The sequence below is a fragment of the Spirillospora sp. NPDC049024 genome (assembly GCF_040649235.1).
Classification (GTDB): Bacteria; Actinomycetota; Actinomycetes; order Streptosporangiales; family Streptosporangiaceae; genus Spirillospora.
In genome coordinates this window covers 53,652-73,648 of record NZ_JBEZFD010000009.1, presented here as the reverse complement: position 1 = coordinate 73,648, position 19,997 = coordinate 53,652, and the positions used below count along the sequence as shown (strand labels likewise).

Sequence of the window (19,997 nt, the reverse complement as noted above, 5' to 3'; positions counted from 1 at the left end):
GGGTGTCCCTCACTTGTCCGTCGTGTGCCCTGTCATCGTGCGTGGTGGTGGTGCGGCGCGGGCGCCTTACGACCCTACGCGATCACTTGTACCCGTTCGCCGGGGATACGTGCGTGTGGCGGGTGATCGGTTCGGGGGTGCGGCGGGGGTGTTCCCGGGGCCGATCGTAGGGCGTGGTTGTTAGTGTTGCGGCCATGTCGAGGCCGTTGCCGCCGGGTGACCCGGCCCAGTTGGGGCCGTTCCGTCTGTCGGCGCGCCTGTCGGAGTCGGCCGCCGGGATCGTGTTCCTGGGGGTGGACGGTGAGGGGCGGCGCGCGAGTGTGGCGGTGCTGAACCGGGGCGCGGCGGGTGACGCGGCGGCGCGGGACCGGTTCCGGGCGGCGATCAATGCGGCGGTGCCGGGTCCGGGGCGTGCGGCGGGGGCCGGGGGGCCTGGTGAGGCGCCGGTGGTGGCGGCGCAGCCGGACGGGCCGGCGCCGTGGGTGGCGACGCTGTACGAGGCTGATCGTGCGGGGGCGGAGCGGTTTCTGGAGCCGGTGGTGTTCCAGGGATCGGGTCGTGGGTGGTGGGGTGGTCGGCGGCGTGGTCCGCAGTTCCAGCCGTATTGGCTGGGGGCGGGTGAGCCTGCGTTGGAGCGGCCTCGGCCGGTGGTGGGCGGGGGACCGGTGCCGGTGGGGGAGCGTCCGCCGGAGCGGAGTCTGGTGGGCGCCGTGGTGGGGTTGGCGGCGGTGCTGCTGGTGCTGGGGTTGCTGATGGGGGTGCTGTTCGCGTGTGTGCCGGAGGCGAAGGATCCGCCGCCTCCGCCGCCGGAGCCGACGCCGTCGTGGCGGGTGTCGCCGCGGTCGCCGGTTCCCACGACGCCTGCGCCGTCGACGCCGCCGCCGCGGTCGCCGGGGCCGTCGACGCCGGCTCCGTCGCCTTCGCCGTCGGGTTCGGGGGGTGACGACGGCGCCCCGCTGTAGGGGGGCCGTTTGTGGTGGCGTGTCCCTTGCGTTGGGAAAGGGTGGCCTGCGTAGGGGAAAAGGGCGTTGCGGGGTGGTACGGCGGGTGGCCAGCATGGGGGGATGCTGGAGAGTCTGCTCGCCTTCGCGGGCGCCGCGGTGCTGATCGCGATGGCGCCGGGCCCGAGCACGGTCGTGATCATGCGTCAGTCGATGCGGTCGCGGCGCGCGGGGCTGGCGACGGTGCTGGGCAACGAGACGGGCGTGCTGCTGTGGGGGGTGGCGGCGGCGGTGGGGCTGTCGGCGCTGCTGGCGGCGTCGCGGCTGGCGTACGAGGGGCTGCGGATCGCCGGTGCGGTGGTGCTGGTGTGGTTCGGGGTGCGGGCGCTGTGGCATGCGCGGCGCGGCGGCCCGGCCGCGGCGGGCCCGGATGCGGGTTCGGAGGCTGCGGGTCGGGTCGCGGGGGAGGTGCCGGGTTCGGGGTGGCGGTGCTACCGGCTGGGGCTGGTGACGAACTTCGCCAATCCGAAGGCGGGGGTGTTCGCGGTGTCGTTCCTGCCGCAGTTCGTGCCGGAGGGGTGGCCGGTCGCGGCGGTGCTGGTGGGGTTCTCGGTGCTGTGGGCGCTGATCGACCTGGTCTGGTACACGGTGGTGGTGTGGCTGGTGGGGGCGGCGCGGCGGGTGCTGGGCCGTCCGGGGGTGCGGCGGCGCCTCGACCAGGTGTCGGGCGTGGTGCTGGTGGGGCTGGGCGTGCGGCTGGCGGCCGAGGCGCGCTGAGGCGCGCTGACGGGGTCCGCTGAGATCCCCCCGCGCGGGGGCGCCGATACGGTCCGCCGATTTGGCACATTTTCATGATCGCTTTTCGGGGCGGGGGCCGTAGCCTGGGGCGGTGAGCGCTCTGGATGACCTGGCCGACCGCTATGTGGACGAGTTCGCCGCGCTGGATCCGTGCCTGGCGGCGATGATGGGCATCGCCGGGCAGGACGCGCGGCTGACCGACTACGGCCCGGACGGGCTGGCGGCGCGCGCCGACCTGACGCGGCGGACGCTGGCGGAGCTGGAGCGCGTCCCGGTGGAGGGCGAGGCGGGGCGGATCGCGGCGGCGGTGCTGCGGGAGCGCTTGGAGGTCGAGGCGGCGCTGGACGAGGCGGGGGTGCGGGAGGGGTTCCTGGACACCACCGACGGGCCCGTCCAGCGGCTGCGGGTGGCCCTGGAGCTGCTGGACCAGGGCCCGGGCACCGACTGGGAGGCCGTCCACGCGCGGATGCGGGCGCTGCCGGGGGCGCTGGCGGGTCTGCGGACGTCGCTGCGGCGGGCGGCCGGGCAGGGCCGGACGGCGGCGCGGCGGCAGGTGGTGCGCAGCGCCCGCGAGTGCGCCGAGACCCCGGCGTATCTGGCGGGGTTCGCTGCGCGGTACGGGGACGGGCCGCTGCTGGGGGCGCTGGAGGCGGCGGCGTCGGCGGCGTCGGCCGCGCTGGAGGAGTTCGCGGCGTTCCTGTCGGGGGAGCTGGCGGTGCGCGCGCCGGAGCGGGACGCGCTGGGCGCCGACCGGTACCGGCTGGGCGTGCGTGACTTCCTGGGGACGGACCTGGACCTGGCGGAGACCTACGCGTGGGGCTGGGAGGAGCTGGCGCGGATCGAGTCGGAGATGGCGGGCGCGGCGCGGGAGATCCTGCCGGGCGAGCCGCTGCCGGCGGTGATGGCGGCGCTGGACGCCGATCCGGCGCACCGGGTCTCGGGCGCCGAGGCGTTCCGGGGGTGGATCCAGGAGCTGGCGGACCGGGCGATCGCGGATCTGGACGGGGTGCACTTCGACATCCCGGCGCCGCTGCGGCGGATCGAGTGCCGGATCCCGCCGGTGGAGGCGGGGGTCTACTACCTGGCGCCGGCGGAGGACCTGTCGCGTCCGGGGACGGTGTGGTGGACGGTGGAGGACCCGTCCGCGGACATCGTGACCTGGACGGTCCCGACGACGATGTTCCACGAGGGCGTGCCGGGCCACCACCTGCAGCTGGGGGTGACGACCCTGAACCGGGGGCTGAACCGGTTCCAGCGGCTGTCGAGCGAGCTGCACCCGGGGCACTGCGAGGGGTGGGGGCTGTACGCGGAGCGGCTGATGGACGAGCTGGGCCACTACCGGGATCCGGCGCACCGGCTGGGGATGCTGGCGGGCGGGCAGCGGTTCCGCGCGGCGCGGGTGGTGCTGGACATCGGGCTGCATCTGGAGCTGCCGATTCCGGCGGGGACGGGGTTCCACGAGGGGGAGCGGTGGACGCCGGAGCTGGGCTTCGAGTTCCTGCGGGCCCGCAAGGGGCCTGATCCGGACGCGGCGGTCGCGTTCGAGATCGACCGGTACCTGGGGCGTCCGGCGCAGGCGATCGCCTACAAGCTGGGGGAGCGGATCTGGCTGGAGGCGCGGGAGGAGGCGCGGCGCCGGGAGGGGGCGGGCTTCGACCTGAAGGGGTTCCACCGGCGGGCGCTGGATCTGGGGCCGATGGGCCTGGACCTGCTGCGCGCGGAGCTGGCGCGGTCCTGACCGGTCGCCCCGGCGCGGGGCCGGTGGCCTGGGCTCGGGGTCAGACGGGTTCGGAGGAGTTGAGGCGGGAGCGTCCGTGGTTGTCCAGTGCCTCGACGCCGGTTTCGCGGAGCCATCGCCGCCCGTGGGGCCGGTGCCAGTCGGTTTCGGGGGAGCCGGGAGCGGCGGTGCTCGCGGCTTCGCCCGCCGGGTCGGCCGGGGGGTCGGCGATGTCGCCGGTCCTGCCGATGTGGCAGGCCCGCTCGTCGCCGGGCTCGATGATCGTCTTGTGGTAGTGGGGCGGCCACCGCAGCAGGAGGCGGCGGCCGCAGGTGGGACAGGCCCACTCCTCCAGCCCCGACTCCTGGGTCCGGACGCGGCGCAACTCGTGGGTCCGGTGCAACTTGCCTCTCCTTGACCGTCGGCTGAGTTCCGGCCAGTGTTCGTGCGTTAGTGATTTCCCGCGCCCGGCAGGTTAAACGGCACGGCAAGCGTCTTTAAGGTCGATGCGGCGGCCGTAACGGCATGTCCGTAATCAGGTGAGGGCGCGGCGGACGGCGGCGCCGATCCGCGCGACGGCCTCGGCGGGGCGGCGGGCGAACGACCCCCATCCGAGGAAGCCGTGGTCCAGGCCCGTCCCGGGCACCAGGACGACGGGCACTCCGGCCTCCCGCAGCCGCGCCGCGTACGCCTCGGCCTGCGGCCGCAGCCGGTCGTGCTCGGCGGTCGCGACGACCGCCGGGGGCAGGCCGGAGGGGTCGGGGTCCAGCAGCGGCGACACCTCCGGGCGGGCCCGGTCGGCGCCGCGCAGGTAGGCCCGCAGCGCGCGGCCGATGCCGGAGGGCGGGAACTCCAGCCCGTCGGGGTCGGGCAGCGGCGGCGGGACCTCCCGCAGGTCCAGCGCCGGGTACAGCAGGACCTGCAGGACGGGCCGGGCGGGCCCGGCGTCGCGCAGCAGCCCGGCGGCCGCGGCGGCGAGCTGGCCGCCCGCGCTGTCCCCGGCCACCCCGACCCGGCCGGGGTCCAGGCCGAGGCGGGACGCGTTCGCCGCGACCCAGCGCACGGCCGCGACGGCGTCGTCCAGCGCGGCCGGGAACGGGTCCTCGGGCGGGCGCCGGTACCCGACCGACACCCACGCCACGCCGCTGGCCGCCGCCAGCGCCCGCACGACGGGGTCGTAGGACTCGACGTCGCCGAGCACCCATCCGCCGCCGTGGAAGTACACCAGCGCCGGCGCCGGGCCGTCCCACGCCGGCCGGTACAGCCGGGCGGGGAGCGGGCCCGCGGGGCCGTCCACGGTGAGGTCGCGGACGGCGGCGACGGGCGGGCGCGGGGAGCGGGCGAGGTCGGCGGCGTGCTCGCGGCGGGCGTCGCCGACCGTGCCGCCCGCCCCGCCGGGCGCGGCGAGGCGGGCCCGCAGGAACGCCAGGTACTCCGGATCGCGGCCCATCACCCCTCCTCGGCTCCGAGCCTACGGGCCCGCAAAGAGACCCGTCGGCGCCGCCTTCCGGGCCCCGGCCGGGGAGGCGGAAGGCGGCGCGGCCGGTCGGGGGGAGGCGTCCCGGAGGCGGTTCAGAAGGGGTAGGCGGCGATCTCGGCGCGGACCGTGAGCCACTGCGTCTCGGTGAACGCCTCGATGTTGGCGTCCGGGCCGCCGAACCGCGACCCGTTGCCGGACGCCGCCACCCCGCCGAACGGCACGACCGGCTCGTCGTTGACCGTCTGGTCGTTGATGTGGACCAGCCCCGACGGGATCGCGTCGGCGATCTGCATCGCCTGCCCCACGTCGCCGAGGATGCCCAGGGACAGCCCGTACTCGGTCGCCGACGCCAGCTCCACCGCCTCCTGCGGCGTGGAGAACGGCACGACCGGCGCGACCGGCCCGAACACCTCCTGCGCGTAGGCGGGCATGTCGGGCGTCACCTCGTCCAGGACGGTCGGGCGGTAGAACAGGCCCTCGTGGGTGCCGCCCGCGGCGAGCCGGGCGCCCGCCGCGACCGTCGCCCGCACCAGCTCGTCGACGTGCGCGAGCTGCCCGGCGTCGATGATCGGGCCGAGCGCGACCGGTCCGGCCGCCGGGTCCCCGACCGGGAGCTTGTCGGCCTTGTCGGCCAGCGCCGCCACGTACTCGGCGTGCAGGCTCTCGTGCACCAGGTGCCGCCCGGAGGTCATGCAGATCTGCCCCTGGTGCAGGAACGACCCCCACGCGCCCGCCGACACCGCGGCCTCGACCCGCGCGCCCGGCAGCACGATCAGCGCGTTGTTGCCGCCGAGCTCGAGGTGGGCGCGCTTGAGCAGCCGCCCGCACACCTCGCCGATCCGGCGTCCGGCGGCGGTGGAGCCGGTGAAGGACACCACCCGCACCTCCGGCGCCGCGACCACGGCCTCCCCGGCCTCGCGGCCGCCCGGCAGCAGGTGCAGCAGCCCCTCCGGCAGTCCCGCCTCCTGGAAGACCCGCGCGATGCTCACCCCGCCGCACACCGCGGTGCGCGGGTCCGGCTTGAGCAGCACCGCGTTGCCGAGCGCCAGCGCCGGCGCCACCGACCGCATCGCCAGGATCAGCGGGAAGTTGAACGGCGCGATCACGCTCACCACCCCGGCGGGGCGGCGCCGCGCCAGGCTCCACCGCGGCTGCGCCGACGGCAGCACCAGGCCCTGCGGGTGCGAGGCCAGCGCCGCCGCCTCGTAGCACAGGTTCGCCGCGAAATGCGTCTCCAGCTCCGCCTTCGGCGGGATCGACCCCGCCTCCCGGACGATCCAGTCGCCGATCTCGGCGGCGTGCTCCTCGAACAGCCGCCCCGCCGCGCGCAGCACCGCGGCGCGCTCCTCGTAGGTGCGGGCCGCCCAGTCCCGCTGCGCCGCCGCGGCGGCCCGCGCCGCCCGCGCCGCGTCGGCGGCGCCCGCCTCGCCGAGCGTGCCGAGCGTCCCGCCGGTCGCGGGCTCGGTCACCTCGAACACGCCGCCGTCCCCGGCCGCCGTCCAGCCGCCGTCGAAGATCTTCCCGGTCCACGCGCCGGGATCGAGCAACGTCATCGTTCCTCCTCGCAAGGGGTGCCCGCGCCGAACCTCCCACCCTCACCGCCCGCGGCCCCCGCGCGGACCGCATCGTTCCGCTCACCGGAAACCCACCGCGGGGAAAACCCGTTGCGGCACCCGGACGATCCAGGCACTCTGGACACGCAGAACCCGCACGGGACCCGCTGGAAGGCGGGCCCGCGGCGCCGAAGGGAGGGACGGGAGATGACCCGCTGTCGCGGCGGACGACGCACCGCGCCCCGGTCCCGGCCCGCCGGCCGAACGACCCCCTGACCCGCCCGCGTCCCAAGCACCCCGCATGCGCGGGGGCGGTGTCCCCAGATGTCCTTCGATGTCCTCCCATGCCCGCCGGTCGCGCAGGCCGGCCCGTGGCGCCGTGGCCGAGAGGTTCAGGCGGCGGTCCGCAAAACCGTCACACGTGGGTTCGAATCCCACCGGCGTCTCCGGTCCCGTCCCCGCTGTCACCCTGGGGACGGGACCCCCTCCCCGTGGCTCAGCGGACAGAGCACCGGCCTCCGAAGCCGGGAGCGCAGGTTCGATCCCTGCCGGGGAGACGCGCGGCACCGCCGCGGGCGGCGGCCTTCAAGCCCTTGGCCGGGGCCCGTTCAGCCGCAGGGCAGCGGGCCCGGTGCGGGGCCCGGCGCCGGCGGCCACACGAACGCGTGGGCGTACCAGGCGCCCGCGTCGCCCCGCACGGGCCGCCTGCCGTAGGTGACGGCGATCGCGGCGAGATGCGCGCCGCCGGGCTGCAGGACCTCGCCCAGCAGCAGCCGCACCGGCTCGTGCAGCTCCAGCCGCAGCACCAGCGACCCGCGCCGCCGCGCCGCCGCCCGCGCCACCACGTCCCCGATCAGCGGGGCGAGCCGGTCGGCCAGGCCCGCCGCGGCCGGTCCCAGCCCCCACCCGTGCCGGGCGCCCTGCACGATCCCGCGGACGCTGCCCGCCGCCGCGCGCCCGCCCGGCAACTGCCACCGGCCCGCGCGGGGGGTCGGCCGCGGAACACCCTGGACGGAAACGAAGGTCATGTGCCTCTCCGATCACGAACGAGCTGCGGGCCCCGCAGGGGCCCCGGACCGGCCTGCGCCGGACCGCACGCAATCGACAACCTCGCCGGAGGTGTGCCCGGCCCGCCCCCGCTCATGCGCCCCCGCCGGGCGGGCGGCGAAACCCCGCGCGGCCGGGGCCGGGGAGGTCAGGACGGGTCGGGCAGGGCGCCGGCGATGCAGTCCAGGACCCGCTCCAGCCCGTAGTGGAACTGCTCGTCGCCGGACATGTGGGGCAGGCGCGCGTCCACCACGATCCGCTTGAACATCGGGTACCGGCCGGAGTCGAGCAGCTCGCGGACGTAGGGGGCGCTCTCCATCATCCAGCGCTCCGGCGTCATGCCGCTCTGGCGCATCTCCCGCATCCACGCGATCTCGCCGCGCACCGCGCGCTCGACGTAGCCGTTCAGCATGTCCAGCAGGACGAGGATGTCGTCGATCGGGACGCCGACGTCCAGCGCGCCGAAGGCGAACTCCAGCAGCCGCAGCCGGTTGGGGCCGAACGTCGCGCGCGGCCGGTGCAGGCCCACCAGCCAGGCGTGCCTGCTCCACACCGCGCGGGTGTTCTCGGCGATCAGCCTCAGGTCGGCGCGCCAGTCCCCGCTCGGCCGCTCCGGGATCTCCATCTCCAGCAGGACGTGGTCGACCATCAGATCGACCAGGTCGTCGCGGGAGGGCACGTAGCGGTACAGCGACATCGCGCCGGTGCCGAGGTCGGCGGCGATGCGGCGCATGGACGCCGCCTCCAGGCCCTCGGCGTCGGCGATGCGGACCGCCGCCTCGGTGATCTGGGCGCGGCTGTAGGCCGGGCGCGGCCCCCGGCCCTGCCGCTCGGGAACCGACCAGATGCCGACGTGCCGCTCGCCGCCTGCCAACGGACCTCCTCATGACTCTCCCGAGCATCCTAGTTGCGTACACCGTACCCGGTTGTCTACCGTAGCCGCGTACACCGTACTCAGAGGAGTGGATCGTGACCGACGAACCGATCGTGCTCGCCGAGGGGCTGCGCAAGCGCTTCGGCGACACCCAGGCCCTGGACGGCCTCGACCTGGCAGTCCCCGCCGGCACGGTCTGCGGGGTCCTCGGCCCCAACGGCGCGGGCAAGACCACCGCCGTGCGGATCCTGGCGACCCTTTCCGACGCCGACGCCGGGCACGCCCGCGTCGCCGGCCACGACGTCGCCCGCGAACCCGACCGCGTCCGCGCCCGCATCGGCCTGGCCGGCCAGTACGCCGCCGTCGACGAGAAGCTCACCGGCCGCGGCAACCTGCGCATGTTCGGCCGCCTCTACCACCTGCCGCGCCGCGAGGCCCGCCGCCGGGCCGACGAGCTGCTGGAGCGGTTCGGGCTCGCCGACGCCGCCGACCGGCAGGTCGCCGGCTACTCCGGCGGGATGCGCCGCCGCCTCGACCTGATCACCAGCCTGATCCTGCGGCCCCAGCTGCTCTTCCTGGACGAGCCCACCACCGGCCTCGACCCCCGCAGCCGCGGCGAGATCTGGGACGCCGTCCGCGGCCTGGTCGCCGACGGCACCACCGTGCTGCTCACCACCCAGTACCTCGACGAGGCCGACCGGCTCGCCGACGACATCGCCGTCGTCGACCACGGCCGCGTCATCGCCACCGGCACCCCCGACCGGCTCAAGGCCTCCATCGGCGACCGCCTCGACGTCGTCCTGGACGACCCCGCCATGGCCGGCCGCGCCGCCGGGCTCCTGCGCACCCTCACCGGCAGCCACCCCGCCCTGGAGGGCGAACGCCTCTCGGTGCCGCTCACCACCGGATCGGTGCGCCTGGCCGACGTCGTCCGCGAACTCGACCGCGCCGGCGTCACCGTCGGCGACGTCGGGCTGCGCCGCCCCACCCTCGACGAGGTGTTCCTGCGCCTCACCGGCGACGCCCCCCGCGACACCGCCGACCCCGACAACGCCGCCCCCGACCCCGGCGACCCCGGCGGCGCCGGCGACCCCGGCGGCGCCGCCGGACGCCGGAAGGAGACCGTCCGATGACCGCCCTCACCGCCGCCACCGCCCCCGCGTCCCGCGCCGGACGGCTGCGCTGGGCGCTCGCCGACGGCCTCACCCTCATCGGCCGCGAACTCGGCCGCATCCGCCAGGAACCCGGCGAGCTCATCGCCGCGCTGATCTTCCCCGCGATCATGGTGGTGCTGTTCGGCTACGTGTTCGGCAGCGCCATCTCCGTCCCCGGCGGCGGCGACTACCGCGCCTACCTCATGCCCGGCCTGTTCGCCATGGTCACCTTCACCTCCACCATGGCCGTCACCATGCGCGTCGCCACCGACGCCTCCCGCGGCGTCATGGACCGCTTCCGCTCCATGCCGATGGCCCGCTCCGCCGTCCCCTTCGGGCAGACCGGCGCCGAGATCCTCAACGGCGTCCTCGGCATGGTCATCATGGCCGTCGCCGGCCTCCTGGTCGGCTGGCGCGCCCACAACGGGATCTGGCAGACCGCGGAGGCGTTCCTGCTGCTGGCCCTCATGCGGTACGCGCTCAGCTGGGCCGGCTGCTACCTCGGCCTGGTGGTGAAGAACGAGCAGACCGCCGACCAGCTCATCCCGCTCGTCTTCCCGGTCACCATGCTGTCCAACTCCTTCGTCCCGACCGCGGGCATGCCCGCGGTCCTGCGGGTCATCGCCGAATGGAACCCCGTCAGCGCCCTCACCGCCGCCTGCCGCGGGCTGTTCGGCAACCCGGGCGCGCCCGCCGGCGACCTCGCCTGGCCCCTCGCCCACCCCGTCGCCGCCACCCTCGGCTGGTCGCTGCTCCTGCTCGCGGTGTTCGCGCCCCTGGCCGTGCGGACCTACCGCGTCCGCGGCCGCTGACCCGCAGAAAAACCGGGCGCCGGGACCCGGCCGGCCGCACCCCGCGCGGGGCAGGGCCGGCCGGGTCCCGGCAGGTCAGCGTCTCAGCAGGCCGGCGCACGCCGGCGGACCGGACGCTCCCGGACACCGGGCCGCCGGGTTCACCGGCCGCGGTCCCGGTACATCTGCCGCTGCCACCTGCTGATCGCCTTGGTGCGGTTCTCGCGCTCGGCCCGCAGCCGCTGGTCGGTGCGCGAGGCCGCCCACGCGTTCTCGCGCAGCAGCTTGCGGTAGCTGTCGAGGCGGCGGCGCGGCAGCGTCCCGTCCTCGACCGCGGCCAGGACGGCGCAGCCCGGCTCGGACCGGTGCGCGCAGTCGCCGAACCGGCACAGCCCGGCCAGCTCCTCGATGTCGGCGAAGGCGCGCTCCAGCCCGTGCGACGCCTCGAACAGGCCCACCCCGCGCAGGCCCGGCGTGTCGATCAGGACGCCGCCGCCCGGCAGCGGCAGCAGCTCCCGCCGCACCGTGGTGTGCCGGCCCTTGCCGTCGGACTCCCGGACCGCGCCCGTGGCCAGCACCTGACCGCCCAGCAGCGCGTTGCCCAGCGTGGACTTGCCCGCACCCGACGGGCCGACCAGCACCACCGTCCCCGACAGGACGGCGCGGACCACGTCCACGCCGTCGCCGGTCGCGGCGCTGCACGCCACCACGTCCACGCCCGGCGCGGCGGCGGCGACCTCGCCCTGCCGCACGTCCGCGCCAGGCACCTGGTCGGCCTTGGTGAGCACGACCACCGGCCGCGCCCCGCTCTCCCAGGCCAGCGCGAGAAGCCGCTCGACGCGGCCCAGGTCCAGCGGGGCGGCCAGCGACACCGCGACCGCGACGGTGTCGACGTTGGCGGCCAGCACCTGGCCGCGCGAATCCCGCGACGCCGACGACCGCACGATCGCGGTCCGGCGCGGCAGCAGCGCCGCCACCGCCGGCCGCCCGTCCGGGCCGCCGGCGCGCAGCGCCGCCCAGTCGCCCGTGCACGGCGCCTCCGCCGCGGCGCCGCCGGACACGGCGGACCCGGTGGAGGCCCGCGCCGGGCCGTTCTCGGTGACCACGTCGCACAGGCCGCGGTCGACCGCGGCCACCCGCGCGGGGATCAGCCCCGCCGCGCGGTGAGAGGTGAACTCATGCTCCAGGGCGTCGTCCCAGCCGTAGGCGGACAGGGGAGACGACCCCGTGAAAGAGGAAGACAACGGATCGGAACCTTCGTGTGAAAGGGCCCCGGCGTGACGGCGCCGCAGTCGGCGCGCGGTGAGATCGGTCAGCCGGACGAGGCCCGGGAAAGCAGGACGGGCTGAGTGCTGCCGCGGGCAGCAGCCACCGAGGCGACGGCCATGCGTCCTCACCTCCCCTTCGGTTCCGCCCGGGACTCTACTCCTCCCGGCCGGCGCGGCCAACGGCTTTTCTCACCCGCGCGGGGGAGCGGCCTCGGCCGCGGCGGGGAGGCCCCGCGCGGCCCGCCGCGGGCACGATCGCAGCCATGGCCACGCTCACCGGACGCCTCTCGCCGCACGCCCTCGGACGCCGCCTCCCCGCGGCCGCGCTCGCCTGGGTCATCGCCTACGGCGCCCTTCGCGCGTACTGGGCGTCCGGGCACCGGCCGCACCAGATGTCGCCCATCGGCACCGACCTCGTCGTGTTCACCGGGTGGGGGAGCGCCGCGCTGTGCGGGGCCGCCGCGCTCGCCCTGGCCGTCCTCGCGCACCCGCGCGCCGACCGCCTGGCCCGCGCGCCGCGCCTGGCGCTGGCGGCCGCCGCCTGGACCGCCGCGGCGTGCCTGGTCGCCTCCGGCGCGATGCTCCTGCTGGACGTGGTCGGCGCGGTCCTGCCCGGCCTCGGCCTGGGCCTCTACCCGCTCGGCGCGCTGTCGCGGGCCGCGGCCGTCACCGCCGGGATCATGACCGCGCTGTCCGCCCGCGCCTACACCGCCCGCACCCGCACCGGACCGGTCTGCGCCGCGTGCGCGCGCCCCGCGACCGCCCCCGGCCCCCTGGCCCGCACGCCCGCCTGGGCCTACGGCGCCGCCTACCTCGCGGTCGCCGGATGCCTGACCCGCATCGCCGCCCAGGCCGCCGTCGGGTTCGCCGAGTCGCCGCTGGCGAGCGGCGCGTCGGTGGTGCTGTTCGAGGCCGGGTTCGTCCTCGGCGGCTGCCTGCTGCCGCTCGCCCTCGTCCACTCCTTCGGGCGGACGTGGCCGCGCTGGGTGCCGGGCCTGGCCGGGCGCGGCGTCCCGCGCCGGCTGGTGCTGTGGCCCGGCGCCGCGATCTCCGGCGGCCTGGTCGTCTACTTCGGGCTGATGCTGCTGCAGATGTCCTGGGAGCGGCTGCACGGCCGCAACCCGTTCCCGCCCGAAGGCGGCCTCGACCTGCCCGAGGCGTTCTTCTGGGTGGCCGTCCCCGCCTACTTCGCCTGGGGCGCCGGCATGGCCGCCGCCGCCCGCGCCTACGCCCGCCGCACCCGCACCCCCTGCCCGTCCTGCGGCCGCTGACCGCCCCGGTACCGGAGCGGCGGCCCGCCGTTCAGCCGGTCGCGGAGCACCTCCCCGTTCCGCCCTCTTCTTGATCTCGTCGCGGTTCGGTGGGGGATTGCGGGGCGTTGGCCGGAACCGGCAGGCGTCGTCGGCAGTTATGGTGATTTGGGGCGGGATCGCGATGAGGGGGCGTGACCGTGGAGGATAACGACGACCGGCCGACCGGGCTCGACAGGACCGACCAGGCCGACACACCTGACCGGGCCGACGCGGCCGACCGGGGCGGCAGGGCCGCGCGGGCGGACCGGGCCGCCGCCCGGCGGGTCGAGGAGATCTGGGACGGGCTGGCCCCGGCCGCCGCCCGGATCGCCACCGCGAGCGAACCCGTCCGCGACGCGGCCCGCGGCGCCGCCGCGATCGCCGCGGACCGCATCCTGCAGCAGGTCGCGGGCACGCCGGTGATGAGGGCGGCCGAGCAGGCCGCGCGGGACGCCGCCGTCAAGGCCGCCCGCGCCGCCGCCGAACGCGCCGTCACCGAGGCCCGCGCCGCCGCCGCGGCCAACCCCGCCACCGCCGGCGCGTTCGAGGCCGCCACCGCCGCGATGACCCTCGCCGAGCAGGCCGCCCGCCACCCCATGGCCGCCGCCGCGCGCCGCCTGGCCGCCCAGAGCCCCCTCGCCCGCGCCGCCACCGCCACCGCCCTGGACGTCGCCGGGCGCACCGCCTCCGCCCCCGTCGTGCAGGCCGCCACCCGGATGGTCGTGGACGCCGCCGTCGACACCGTCGCCGACGCCGCCGTGGACGCCCTCATGACCGCCGGCCGCGACGTCGTCGCCCGCGTCGTCCGCCAGACCGCCGAGCAGGCCGCCCGCGACCTGGCCGCCGCCCTGCGCGACACCGCCCGCGGCGCCGCCGAGACCACCGGCCTCGCCGCCGACCTGGCGCCCCTGGCCGACCTGGCCGCCCGCGCCGGCCGCGACCCCGCCGTGCGCGGCGCCGCCCGCACCGCCACCGGCCTGCTCACCGCCGCCGCCGGCAGCGCCCTGGCCCGCACCGCCCGCGACCTGGCCGCCCGCGCCGCCACCGCCGCCGTCGAGGCCGTCCTGCGCGAACTGCTCCGCGACGCCCTCAAACTCGCCCTGCGCGACTCCCTGCGCGGCATCGTCGTCGAGGTGTCCCGCGACGTCGTCGTCGACGTCGCCAAGACCACCTGGACCACCGCCACCCGCCCCGCCCCGGCGGGCCGCGCGACCGCCGTCGTCATCGTCGAAGCGAGCACCGCCGAGACCGCCGGACCGCCCGGGGACGCGTGGGCCGACGCCACCGACGACCCCGACCGTCCCCGCTGAACGGGCGCTCAGAAGATCCTGAAAGAACCATGAGAAACGGCCGCCGGCGGCCGGGCCTCCCACCTGCGCTGTCTACCGTGAGCACATGGAACCCGGCGCGCTGGAGACACCGACCCCGCGGATCCTCGTGGTCGACGACGAACCCGCCGTCCGCGAGTCGCTGACCAGCAGCCTGGAGTTCGAGGGCTACCGGGTCACCGGCGCCGCCGACGGCGCCGCCGCCCTGGACCGCGTCGAGCGCGACGCCCCCGACCTGGTCGTCCTGGACGTGCTCATGCCGCGCATGGACGGCCTGACCACCTGCCGGCGGCTGCGCGCCCTCGGCGCCACCATGCCGGTGCTCATGCTCACCGCCCGCGACATGGTCGGCGACCGCGTCACCGGACTGGACGCCGGCGCCGACGACTACCTCGCCAAGCCCTTCGAGCTCGACGAGCTGCTCGCCCGCGTCCGCGCCCTGCTGCGCCGCGCCGCCATGAACGCCCCCGGCGCCGCCGCCCCCGCGGACGTCCTGGTCTTCGACGACCTGCGCATGGACACCCGCACCCGCGAGGTCACCCGCGCCGGACGCCCCCTGGAGCTGACCCGCACCGAGTACATGCTGCTGGAGATGTTCCTCACCCACCCCCGCCAGGTCCTCACCCGCGAGCAGATCCTGGAGACCGTCTGGGGATTCGACTTCGAACCCGCCTCCAACTCCCTGGACGTGTACGTGATGTACCTGCGGCGCAAGACCGAGCGGGGCGGAATGCCGCGGCTGGTGCACACCGTCCGCGGCGTCGGGTACGTGCTGCGCGCGGCGGCGTCCCCATGAGCACCCGCGCCCCGGTCACGCGGCGCCTCACCCGTCGGCTCACGCTGCGCGCCCGCATGGCGCTGCTCACCGCCGCGGCCGTCGCGCTCGCCGTCGCCGCCTGCGCCAGCGCCGGCTGGCTCCTCACCCGCAACCAGCTGTACCGCGAGCTGGACCGCCGCCTCGGCGCGGTGTCGGGCGGCCCGCCCGCCGCGCCGGACGGCTACCGCCCCGGCCCGCCCGGCCAGGGCCCCCGCACGCCCCGCCTGCCCCGCCAGGCCGAGGCCCTCCTCGCCGCCTGCTCGTCCGAGCCGACCGGCACCGGCGCGCAGAACCCCCCGCCCGGCCCCTACGAGATCATGCAGCTGGTCCGCGCCGACGGGCGGCGCTGCACCGTCCCCGGCGCCGGCGCGCTGGAGGTCACCGCGCAGGACGCGCGGGTCGCCCGCGGCGAACGCGGCCCTGCCTACCACGACGGCACCGGCGTCACCGCCTCCGGCGCCGAGGACGACGTCCGCGTCCTGACCCGCTCGTTCCGGCTGCGCGACGGCGCCCCCGCCGCCGTCTCCTACGCCATCTCCCTCGACGAGGTCCAAGGCCCCCTGGACAACCTCGCGCTGCTGCTCACCGCCGTCACCGCCCTCGGCGTCGTGGTGTCGGCCGCCGCCGGCCTCATGATCGCCCGCGCGTCGCTGCGGCCCGTGGACGAGCTCACCGGCGCCGTCGAGCACATCGCCCGCACCGAGGACCTCGCCACCCGCATCCCCGAGGAGGGCACCGACGAGATCGCCCGGCTGTCGCGCTCCTTCAACACCATGACCGCCGCCCTGGCCGCGTCCCGCGAACGCCAGCAGCAGCTCATCGCCGACGCCGGCCACGAGCTGCGCACACCCCTCACCAGCCTGCGCACCAACATCGACCTGCTGCTGCGCTCGCAGGCCACCGGCCGCGACCTGCCTCCCGAAACCCGCCGCAACCTCCTCGCCTCCGTCCGGGCGCAACTGCGCGAACTGACCAGCCTCGTCGGCGACCTGCTGGAACTCGCCCGCCCCGCCGAGACCGGACCCGTCCGCGAGACCGTCGCCCTGCACGAGGCCGTCGACCGCGCCGTCGAACGCGCCCGCCTGCGCGGACCCGGCCTCACCATCACCAGCGACACCCGGCCCTGGCACGTCCACGGCGACCCCGCCTCCCTGGAACGCGCCATCGTCAACCTCCTCGACAACGCCGTGAAGTTCAGCCCGCCCGGCGGCACCGTCACCGTCCGCCTCGAGAACGGCGAGCTCACCGTCCGCGACCACGGGCCCGGCATCCCCGCCGCCGACCTCCCGCACGTGTTCGAGCGGTTCTGGCGGTCCCCGTCCGCCCGCAGCCTGCCCGGCTCCGGCCTCGGACTGTCCATCGTCGCCCGCGTCGTCGCCGAATGCGGCGGACGCGTCGCCCTCGAACCCGCCCCCGGCGGCGGCACCCTCGCCCGCCTCCACCTGCCCGGCACCCCCGACCCCGGCGACTGAACACGCCCCCCGGGACCCGGCCCGGGCGGGCCCGGCGCGTTTCTCATGGGGCGTTAAGACACGGCTCACCGCCCTCCCACACCCGCCCCCGAACCTCGGTCCCATGAGTCGCCTCACCACCGCACCGGGCACGCCCGCCGCGCCGCCCCCGACCCCGCCCGACCGCGGCGGCCGGGGACGGCTCGTCGAAGTGGTCGTCCCCGTCCACAACGAGGAACGCGTCCTGGCCGCCAGCGTCGAGCGCCTGCACGCCTACCTCGCTGAAAGCCTCCCCTACCCGTTCCGCATCACCGTCGCCGACAACGCCAGCACCGACGCCACCTGGCCCATCGCCCGCGACCTGGCCGCCCGGCATCCGCGCGTGCGGGCCGTCCACCTGCGCGACAAGGGACGCGGCCGGGCGCTGCGCCACGTGTGGGGCACCAGTGACGCCGACGTCGTCGCCTACATGGACGTCGACCTGTCCACCGACCTGGACGCGTTCCTGCCGCTGGTCGCCCCGCTCATCTCCGGGCACAGCGACCTCGCCATCGGCTCGCGCCTGACCCGCGGCTCCGCCGTCGTGCGCGGCCCCCGCCGCGAGATCATCTCCCGCTGCTACAACCTGCTGCTGCGCACCGCGCTCGCCGCCCGCTTCACCGACGCCCAGTGCGGCTTCAAGGCCGCCCGCACCGAGATCGTCCAGGCGCTGCTGCCCTCGGTCGAGGACGAGGAGTGGTTCTTCGACACCGAGCTGCTGCTGCTCGCCGAACGCAACGGGCTGCGCATCCACGAGGTCCCCGTCGACTGGGTCGACGACCCCGACAGCCGCGTCGACGTCCTGCGCACCGCCCGCGACGACCTGCGCGGCATGGCCCGCGTCGCGCGCCGCATGCTCACCGGCGCGTTCCGCGCCCCCGTCGGCGGACGTCCCGGCCCCGCCGCCGCCCTCCCCGCCGGCATGGCCCGCCAGCTCCCGGTGTTCGCCGTCATCGGCGCCGTCAGCACCATCGCCCAGCTCATCCTGTTCGTCCTGCTGCGCCTGGTCATGGGGCCGCTGTGGGCCAACGCGCTGTCCCTGGTCGTCACCACCATCGGCAACACCGCGGCCAACCGCCGCTTCACCTTCGGCGTCACCGGCCCCGGCCGCGCGCTGCGCCAGCAGCTCGAAGGCGGCGCCGCGTTCCTGCTCGGCCTGGCCCTCAGCACCGGCGGCCTGGCCGCGCTGCACGCCGCCGCGCCCGGCGCCGGACGCGCCGTCGAGGTCGCCGCCGTCGTCGCCGCCAACGCCGTCGCCACCCTCGTGCGGTTCCTGCTGATGCGCGCCTGGATCTTCCACCCCCGCCGCCTCGGCGGCCGCCCCGCCCGGCCGGCCTCGGCGCCCGCGCCCGCCGCCGACAACACCGGAGGGACCCCGGCATGACCTCCACCCTCACCCCGCCGCCCGCCACCGGGCGCCCCGCCGCCCCCCGCGGCCGCGCCCGCCGCCTCCTCCTCGGCCCCGACGGCGACCCCCGCTGGGCGCGCCCCGCCCTGTGGGCCGTCCTCATCACCGCCGCCGCCCTGTACGCGTGGGGGCTGTCGGACGCCGGAGACGCCAACGCCTACTACTCCGCCGCCGTCAAGAGCGGCACCCAGAGCTGGAAGGCGTTCTTCTTCGGCGCCCTGGACGCCGGGTCCTTCATCACCGTCGACAAGCCGCCCATGGCCCTGTGGGCCATGGGGCTGACCGCCCGCGTCCTCGGATTCGGGACCTGGAGCCTGCTGCTCCCGCAGGTCGCCGAGGGCGTCGCCGCCGTGGCCGTCCTGTACGCGACGGTCCGCCGCGCCTTCGGGCACGCCGCCGCGCTCACCGCCGCCGCCGTCCTCGCCCTCACCCCGATCACCGTCGCGATCAACCGCGACAACAACCCCGACACCCTCCTGGTGCTGTTCCTGGTCGCCGCCGCCTGGGCCTGCCAGCGCGCCGTCGACACCGGACGGCTGCGGCCCCTGCTGCTCGCCGCGCTCCTCGTCGGCTGCGGCTTCAACACCAAGATGCTGCAGGCGTTCCTCGTCGTCCCCGCCCTGGCCCTGGCCTACCTGGTCGCCGCGCGGCCCGGCCTCGCGCGCCGCGTGTGGCACCTGCTCGCCGCCGGCGCCGTCCTCGCCGCGTCCTCCCTGTGGTGGACGCTGCTGGTCGACACCATCCCCGCCCGCTCCCGCCCCTACATCGGCGGCAGCACCGACGGCACCGCCTGGGACCTGGTCGTCGGGTACAACGGCCTCGGCCGCATCCTCGGCCAGAGCGGCCCCGGCGGGCGCGGCGGCCCCGGAGGCGGCGGCGGATTCGGCGGCCGGCCCGGCGCCGTGCGGCTGTTCAACGACATCCTCGGCGGGCAGGTCTCCTGGCTCATCCCGTTCGCCGTCCTCGCCCTGGCCGCCGGGCTCGTCCTGCTGCGGCGCCGCCCCCGCACCGACACCGCGCGCGCCGCGCTGCTGCTGTGGGGCGGATGGCTCGCCGTCCACTACGTCGTGTTCAGCTTCGCCCAGGGCACCTTCCACCCCTACTACTCCACCGCCATGGCCCCCGCGATCGCCGCGCTCAGCGGCGCCGGAGCCGTCCTGCTGACCCGCGCCCACCGCGACTCGCGGGCCTGGGCGTGGGCGCTGCCCGCGGGCGTCGCCGCCACCGGCGCGTGGGCGTTCGTCCTGCTGGACCGCACACCGTCCTGGCACCCGTGGCTGCGGTGGGCCGTCGCCGCCGCCACCGTCCTCGCCATCGCCGCCCTCATCGCCGGACGGGTGGTCCGCCGCGCCGGGACGCGCGCCACCGCCGCCGGCCTCGTCCTCGCCGCCGTCGCGGCACTGGCGGGCCCGGGCGCCTACGCCGCCTCGGCCGCCGCCACCGCCTCCAACGGCACCAACCCGCTGGCCGGGCCGGCGTCCGGCGGCGGCTTCGGCCGCCCCGGCGCCTTCCCCGGCGGACGCGGCGCACCCCCCGCCATGCCCGGCGGCCGGCCGCCCGGAGGGCAGGCGCCCGACGGGCGGGCGGACGGGCGCGGGCAGCGCCCCGGCGGATCCGGCCCACGCGGCGGCCCCGGCGGAGGCGTCGACACCCAGATGATCGCCTACCTGGAGAAGAACCAGGGCGGCGCCACCTGGCTCGTCGCCGTCTCCAGCGCCCAGGAGGCCTCCTCGATCATCCTGCGGACCGGGCGCCCCGTCATCGCCATGGGCGGCTTCACCGGCAGCGACCCCGCCATGACCGTCGCCAAGCTCCAGCAGTACGTCGAGCAGGGCAAGCTCCGCTACATCCTGCTCGGCGGCCGCATGGGACCCGGCGGCGGCGACACCGCCGTCACCGCCTGGGTCCAGAAGAACGCCACCCCCGTCGACCCGAGCGCCTACGGCGGCACCGCCACCGGCACCTCCTCGGGCACCTCGCCGGACGCGGCGTCCGGCTCCACCGGCGCCCGCCTCTACAAGCTCGGCTGACCAGGGAGC

Annotated in this window: 17 protein-coding genes and 2 tRNA genes; 13 read left to right on the top strand and 6 right to left on the bottom strand. The window is 76.8% G+C overall.

What is annotated here, in order from left to right; all coding sequences use genetic code 11:
- The first annotated feature begins 194 nt into the window (after positions 1 to 194).
- The 3 genes from AB0C21_RS18390 to AB0C21_RS18380 all read left to right on the top strand — a co-directional run bounded on the left by AB0C21_RS18390 (position 195) and on the right by AB0C21_RS18380 (position 3,477).
- Complete coding sequence (locus tag AB0C21_RS18390) at positions 195 to 962, top strand: hypothetical protein (RefSeq protein WP_500205452.1); 768 nt, start codon at positions 195 to 197, stop codon at positions 960 to 962.
- Between the two features lie 102 nt (positions 963 to 1,064).
- Positions 1,065 to 1,718 (top strand): LysE family translocator, encoded by a 654-nt coding sequence (locus AB0C21_RS18385; RefSeq protein WP_500205451.1) that lies wholly within the window; start codon positions 1,065 to 1,067, stop codon positions 1,716 to 1,718.
- 112 nt (positions 1,719 to 1,830) lie between these two features.
- On the top strand, positions 1,831 to 3,477 hold the full coding sequence (locus AB0C21_RS18380; protein ID WP_500205449.1) for a DUF885 domain-containing protein: 1,647 nt from the start codon (positions 1,831 to 1,833) through the stop codon (positions 3,475 to 3,477).
- A gap of 40 nt (positions 3,478 to 3,517) precedes the next feature.
- Here AB0C21_RS18380 and AB0C21_RS18375 read toward each other — a convergent pair whose 3' ends face one another.
- The 3 genes from AB0C21_RS18375 to AB0C21_RS18365 all read right to left on the bottom strand — a co-directional run bounded on the left by AB0C21_RS18375 (position 3,518) and on the right by AB0C21_RS18365 (position 6,489).
- Complete coding sequence (locus tag AB0C21_RS18375) at positions 3,518 to 3,859, bottom strand: hypothetical protein (RefSeq protein WP_500205448.1); 342 nt, start codon at positions 3,857 to 3,859, stop codon at positions 3,518 to 3,520.
- A gap of 132 nt (positions 3,860 to 3,991) precedes the next feature.
- Complete coding sequence (locus AB0C21_RS18370; protein WP_500205446.1) at positions 3,992 to 4,906, bottom strand: alpha/beta hydrolase; 915 nt, start codon at positions 4,904 to 4,906, stop codon at positions 3,992 to 3,994.
- A gap of 122 nt (positions 4,907 to 5,028) precedes the next feature.
- Positions 5,029 to 6,489 (bottom strand): benzaldehyde dehydrogenase, encoded by a 1,461-nt coding sequence (locus tag AB0C21_RS18365; protein ID WP_500205443.1) that lies wholly within the window; start codon positions 6,487 to 6,489, stop codon positions 5,029 to 5,031.
- Between the two features lie 373 nt (positions 6,490 to 6,862).
- Here AB0C21_RS18365 and AB0C21_RS18360 point away from each other — a divergent pair.
- Positions 6,863 to 6,935, top strand: a tRNA-Cys gene (locus tag AB0C21_RS18360).
- A 39-nt stretch (positions 6,936 to 6,974) separates the two neighbouring features.
- Positions 6,975 to 7,046: transfer RNA gene (locus tag AB0C21_RS18355), tRNA-Arg, on the top strand.
- 51 nt (positions 7,047 to 7,097) lie between these two features.
- Here AB0C21_RS18355 and AB0C21_RS18350 read toward each other — a convergent pair.
- Both AB0C21_RS18350 and AB0C21_RS18345 read right to left on the bottom strand, forming a co-directional pair.
- Positions 7,098 to 7,517 carry a hypothetical protein gene (locus tag AB0C21_RS18350; RefSeq protein WP_500205442.1) on the bottom strand — a complete coding sequence of 140 codons (420 nt, stop codon included), beginning with the start codon at positions 7,515 to 7,517 and terminating at the stop codon, positions 7,098 to 7,100.
- 167 nt (positions 7,518 to 7,684) lie between these two features.
- Positions 7,685 to 8,410 carry a TetR/AcrR family transcriptional regulator gene (locus AB0C21_RS18345; protein ID WP_500205440.1) on the bottom strand — a complete coding sequence of 242 codons (726 nt, stop codon included), beginning with the start codon at positions 8,408 to 8,410 and terminating at the stop codon, positions 7,685 to 7,687.
- Positions 8,411 to 8,505: 95 nt separating this feature from the next.
- On the opposite strand from AB0C21_RS18345, the gene AB0C21_RS18340 reads away from it, so the two are divergent.
- Together AB0C21_RS18340 and AB0C21_RS18335 are read left to right on the top strand one after the other, a co-directional pair.
- Complete coding sequence (locus AB0C21_RS18340) at positions 8,506 to 9,543, top strand: ATP-binding cassette domain-containing protein (protein ID WP_500205439.1); 1,038 nt, start codon at positions 8,506 to 8,508, stop codon at positions 9,541 to 9,543.
- Positions 9,540 to 10,376, top strand: a complete 837-nt coding sequence (locus tag AB0C21_RS18335) for an ABC transporter permease (protein ID WP_500205437.1) — start codon at positions 9,540 to 9,542, stop codon at positions 10,374 to 10,376. Before AB0C21_RS18340 ends, AB0C21_RS18335 begins: the two co-directional genes overlap by 4 nt.
- 140 nt (positions 10,377 to 10,516) lie before the next feature.
- Here the strand turns inward: AB0C21_RS18335 and rsgA are convergent, their stop codons facing one another.
- The gene (gene rsgA / locus AB0C21_RS18330) at positions 10,517 to 11,599 is read right to left on the bottom strand and encodes a ribosome small subunit-dependent GTPase A (protein WP_500205436.1); all 1,083 of its coding nucleotides are present in this window, start codon (positions 11,597 to 11,599) and stop codon (positions 10,517 to 10,519) included.
- 287 nt (positions 11,600 to 11,886) lie between these two features.
- Between rsgA and AB0C21_RS18325 the strand changes: the two genes are divergently transcribed.
- The 6 genes from AB0C21_RS18325 to AB0C21_RS18300 all read left to right on the top strand — a co-directional run bounded on the left by AB0C21_RS18325 (position 11,887) and on the right by AB0C21_RS18300 (position 19,988).
- Entirely contained in the window at positions 11,887 to 12,894 is a 1,008-nt protein-coding gene (locus AB0C21_RS18325) for a hypothetical protein (protein ID WP_500205434.1), read from the top strand.
- Between the two features lie 173 nt (positions 12,895 to 13,067).
- The gene (locus AB0C21_RS18320; protein WP_500205432.1) at positions 13,068 to 14,225 is read left to right on the top strand and encodes a hypothetical protein; all 1,158 of its coding nucleotides are present in this window, start codon (positions 13,068 to 13,070) and stop codon (positions 14,223 to 14,225) included.
- 85 nt (positions 14,226 to 14,310) lie between these two features.
- Positions 14,311 to 15,039 (top strand): response regulator transcription factor, encoded by a 729-nt coding sequence (locus tag AB0C21_RS18315; protein WP_500205430.1) that lies wholly within the window; start codon positions 14,311 to 14,313, stop codon positions 15,037 to 15,039.
- On the top strand, positions 15,036 to 16,532 hold the full coding sequence (locus AB0C21_RS18310) for a sensor histidine kinase (protein ID WP_500205428.1): 1,497 nt from the start codon (positions 15,036 to 15,038) through the stop codon (positions 16,530 to 16,532). Before AB0C21_RS18315 ends, AB0C21_RS18310 begins: the two co-directional genes overlap by 4 nt.
- A gap of 103 nt (positions 16,533 to 16,635) precedes the next feature.
- Entirely contained in the window at positions 16,636 to 17,934 is a 1,299-nt protein-coding gene (locus AB0C21_RS18305) for a bifunctional glycosyltransferase family 2/GtrA family protein (RefSeq protein WP_500205426.1), read from the top strand.
- The gene (locus AB0C21_RS18300; protein ID WP_500205425.1) at positions 17,931 to 19,988 is read left to right on the top strand and encodes a glycosyltransferase family 39 protein; all 2,058 of its coding nucleotides are present in this window, start codon (positions 17,931 to 17,933) and stop codon (positions 19,986 to 19,988) included. The genes AB0C21_RS18305 and AB0C21_RS18300 overlap by 4 nt, the downstream gene beginning before the upstream one ends.
- Positions 19,989 to 19,997 lie beyond the last annotated feature (9 nt).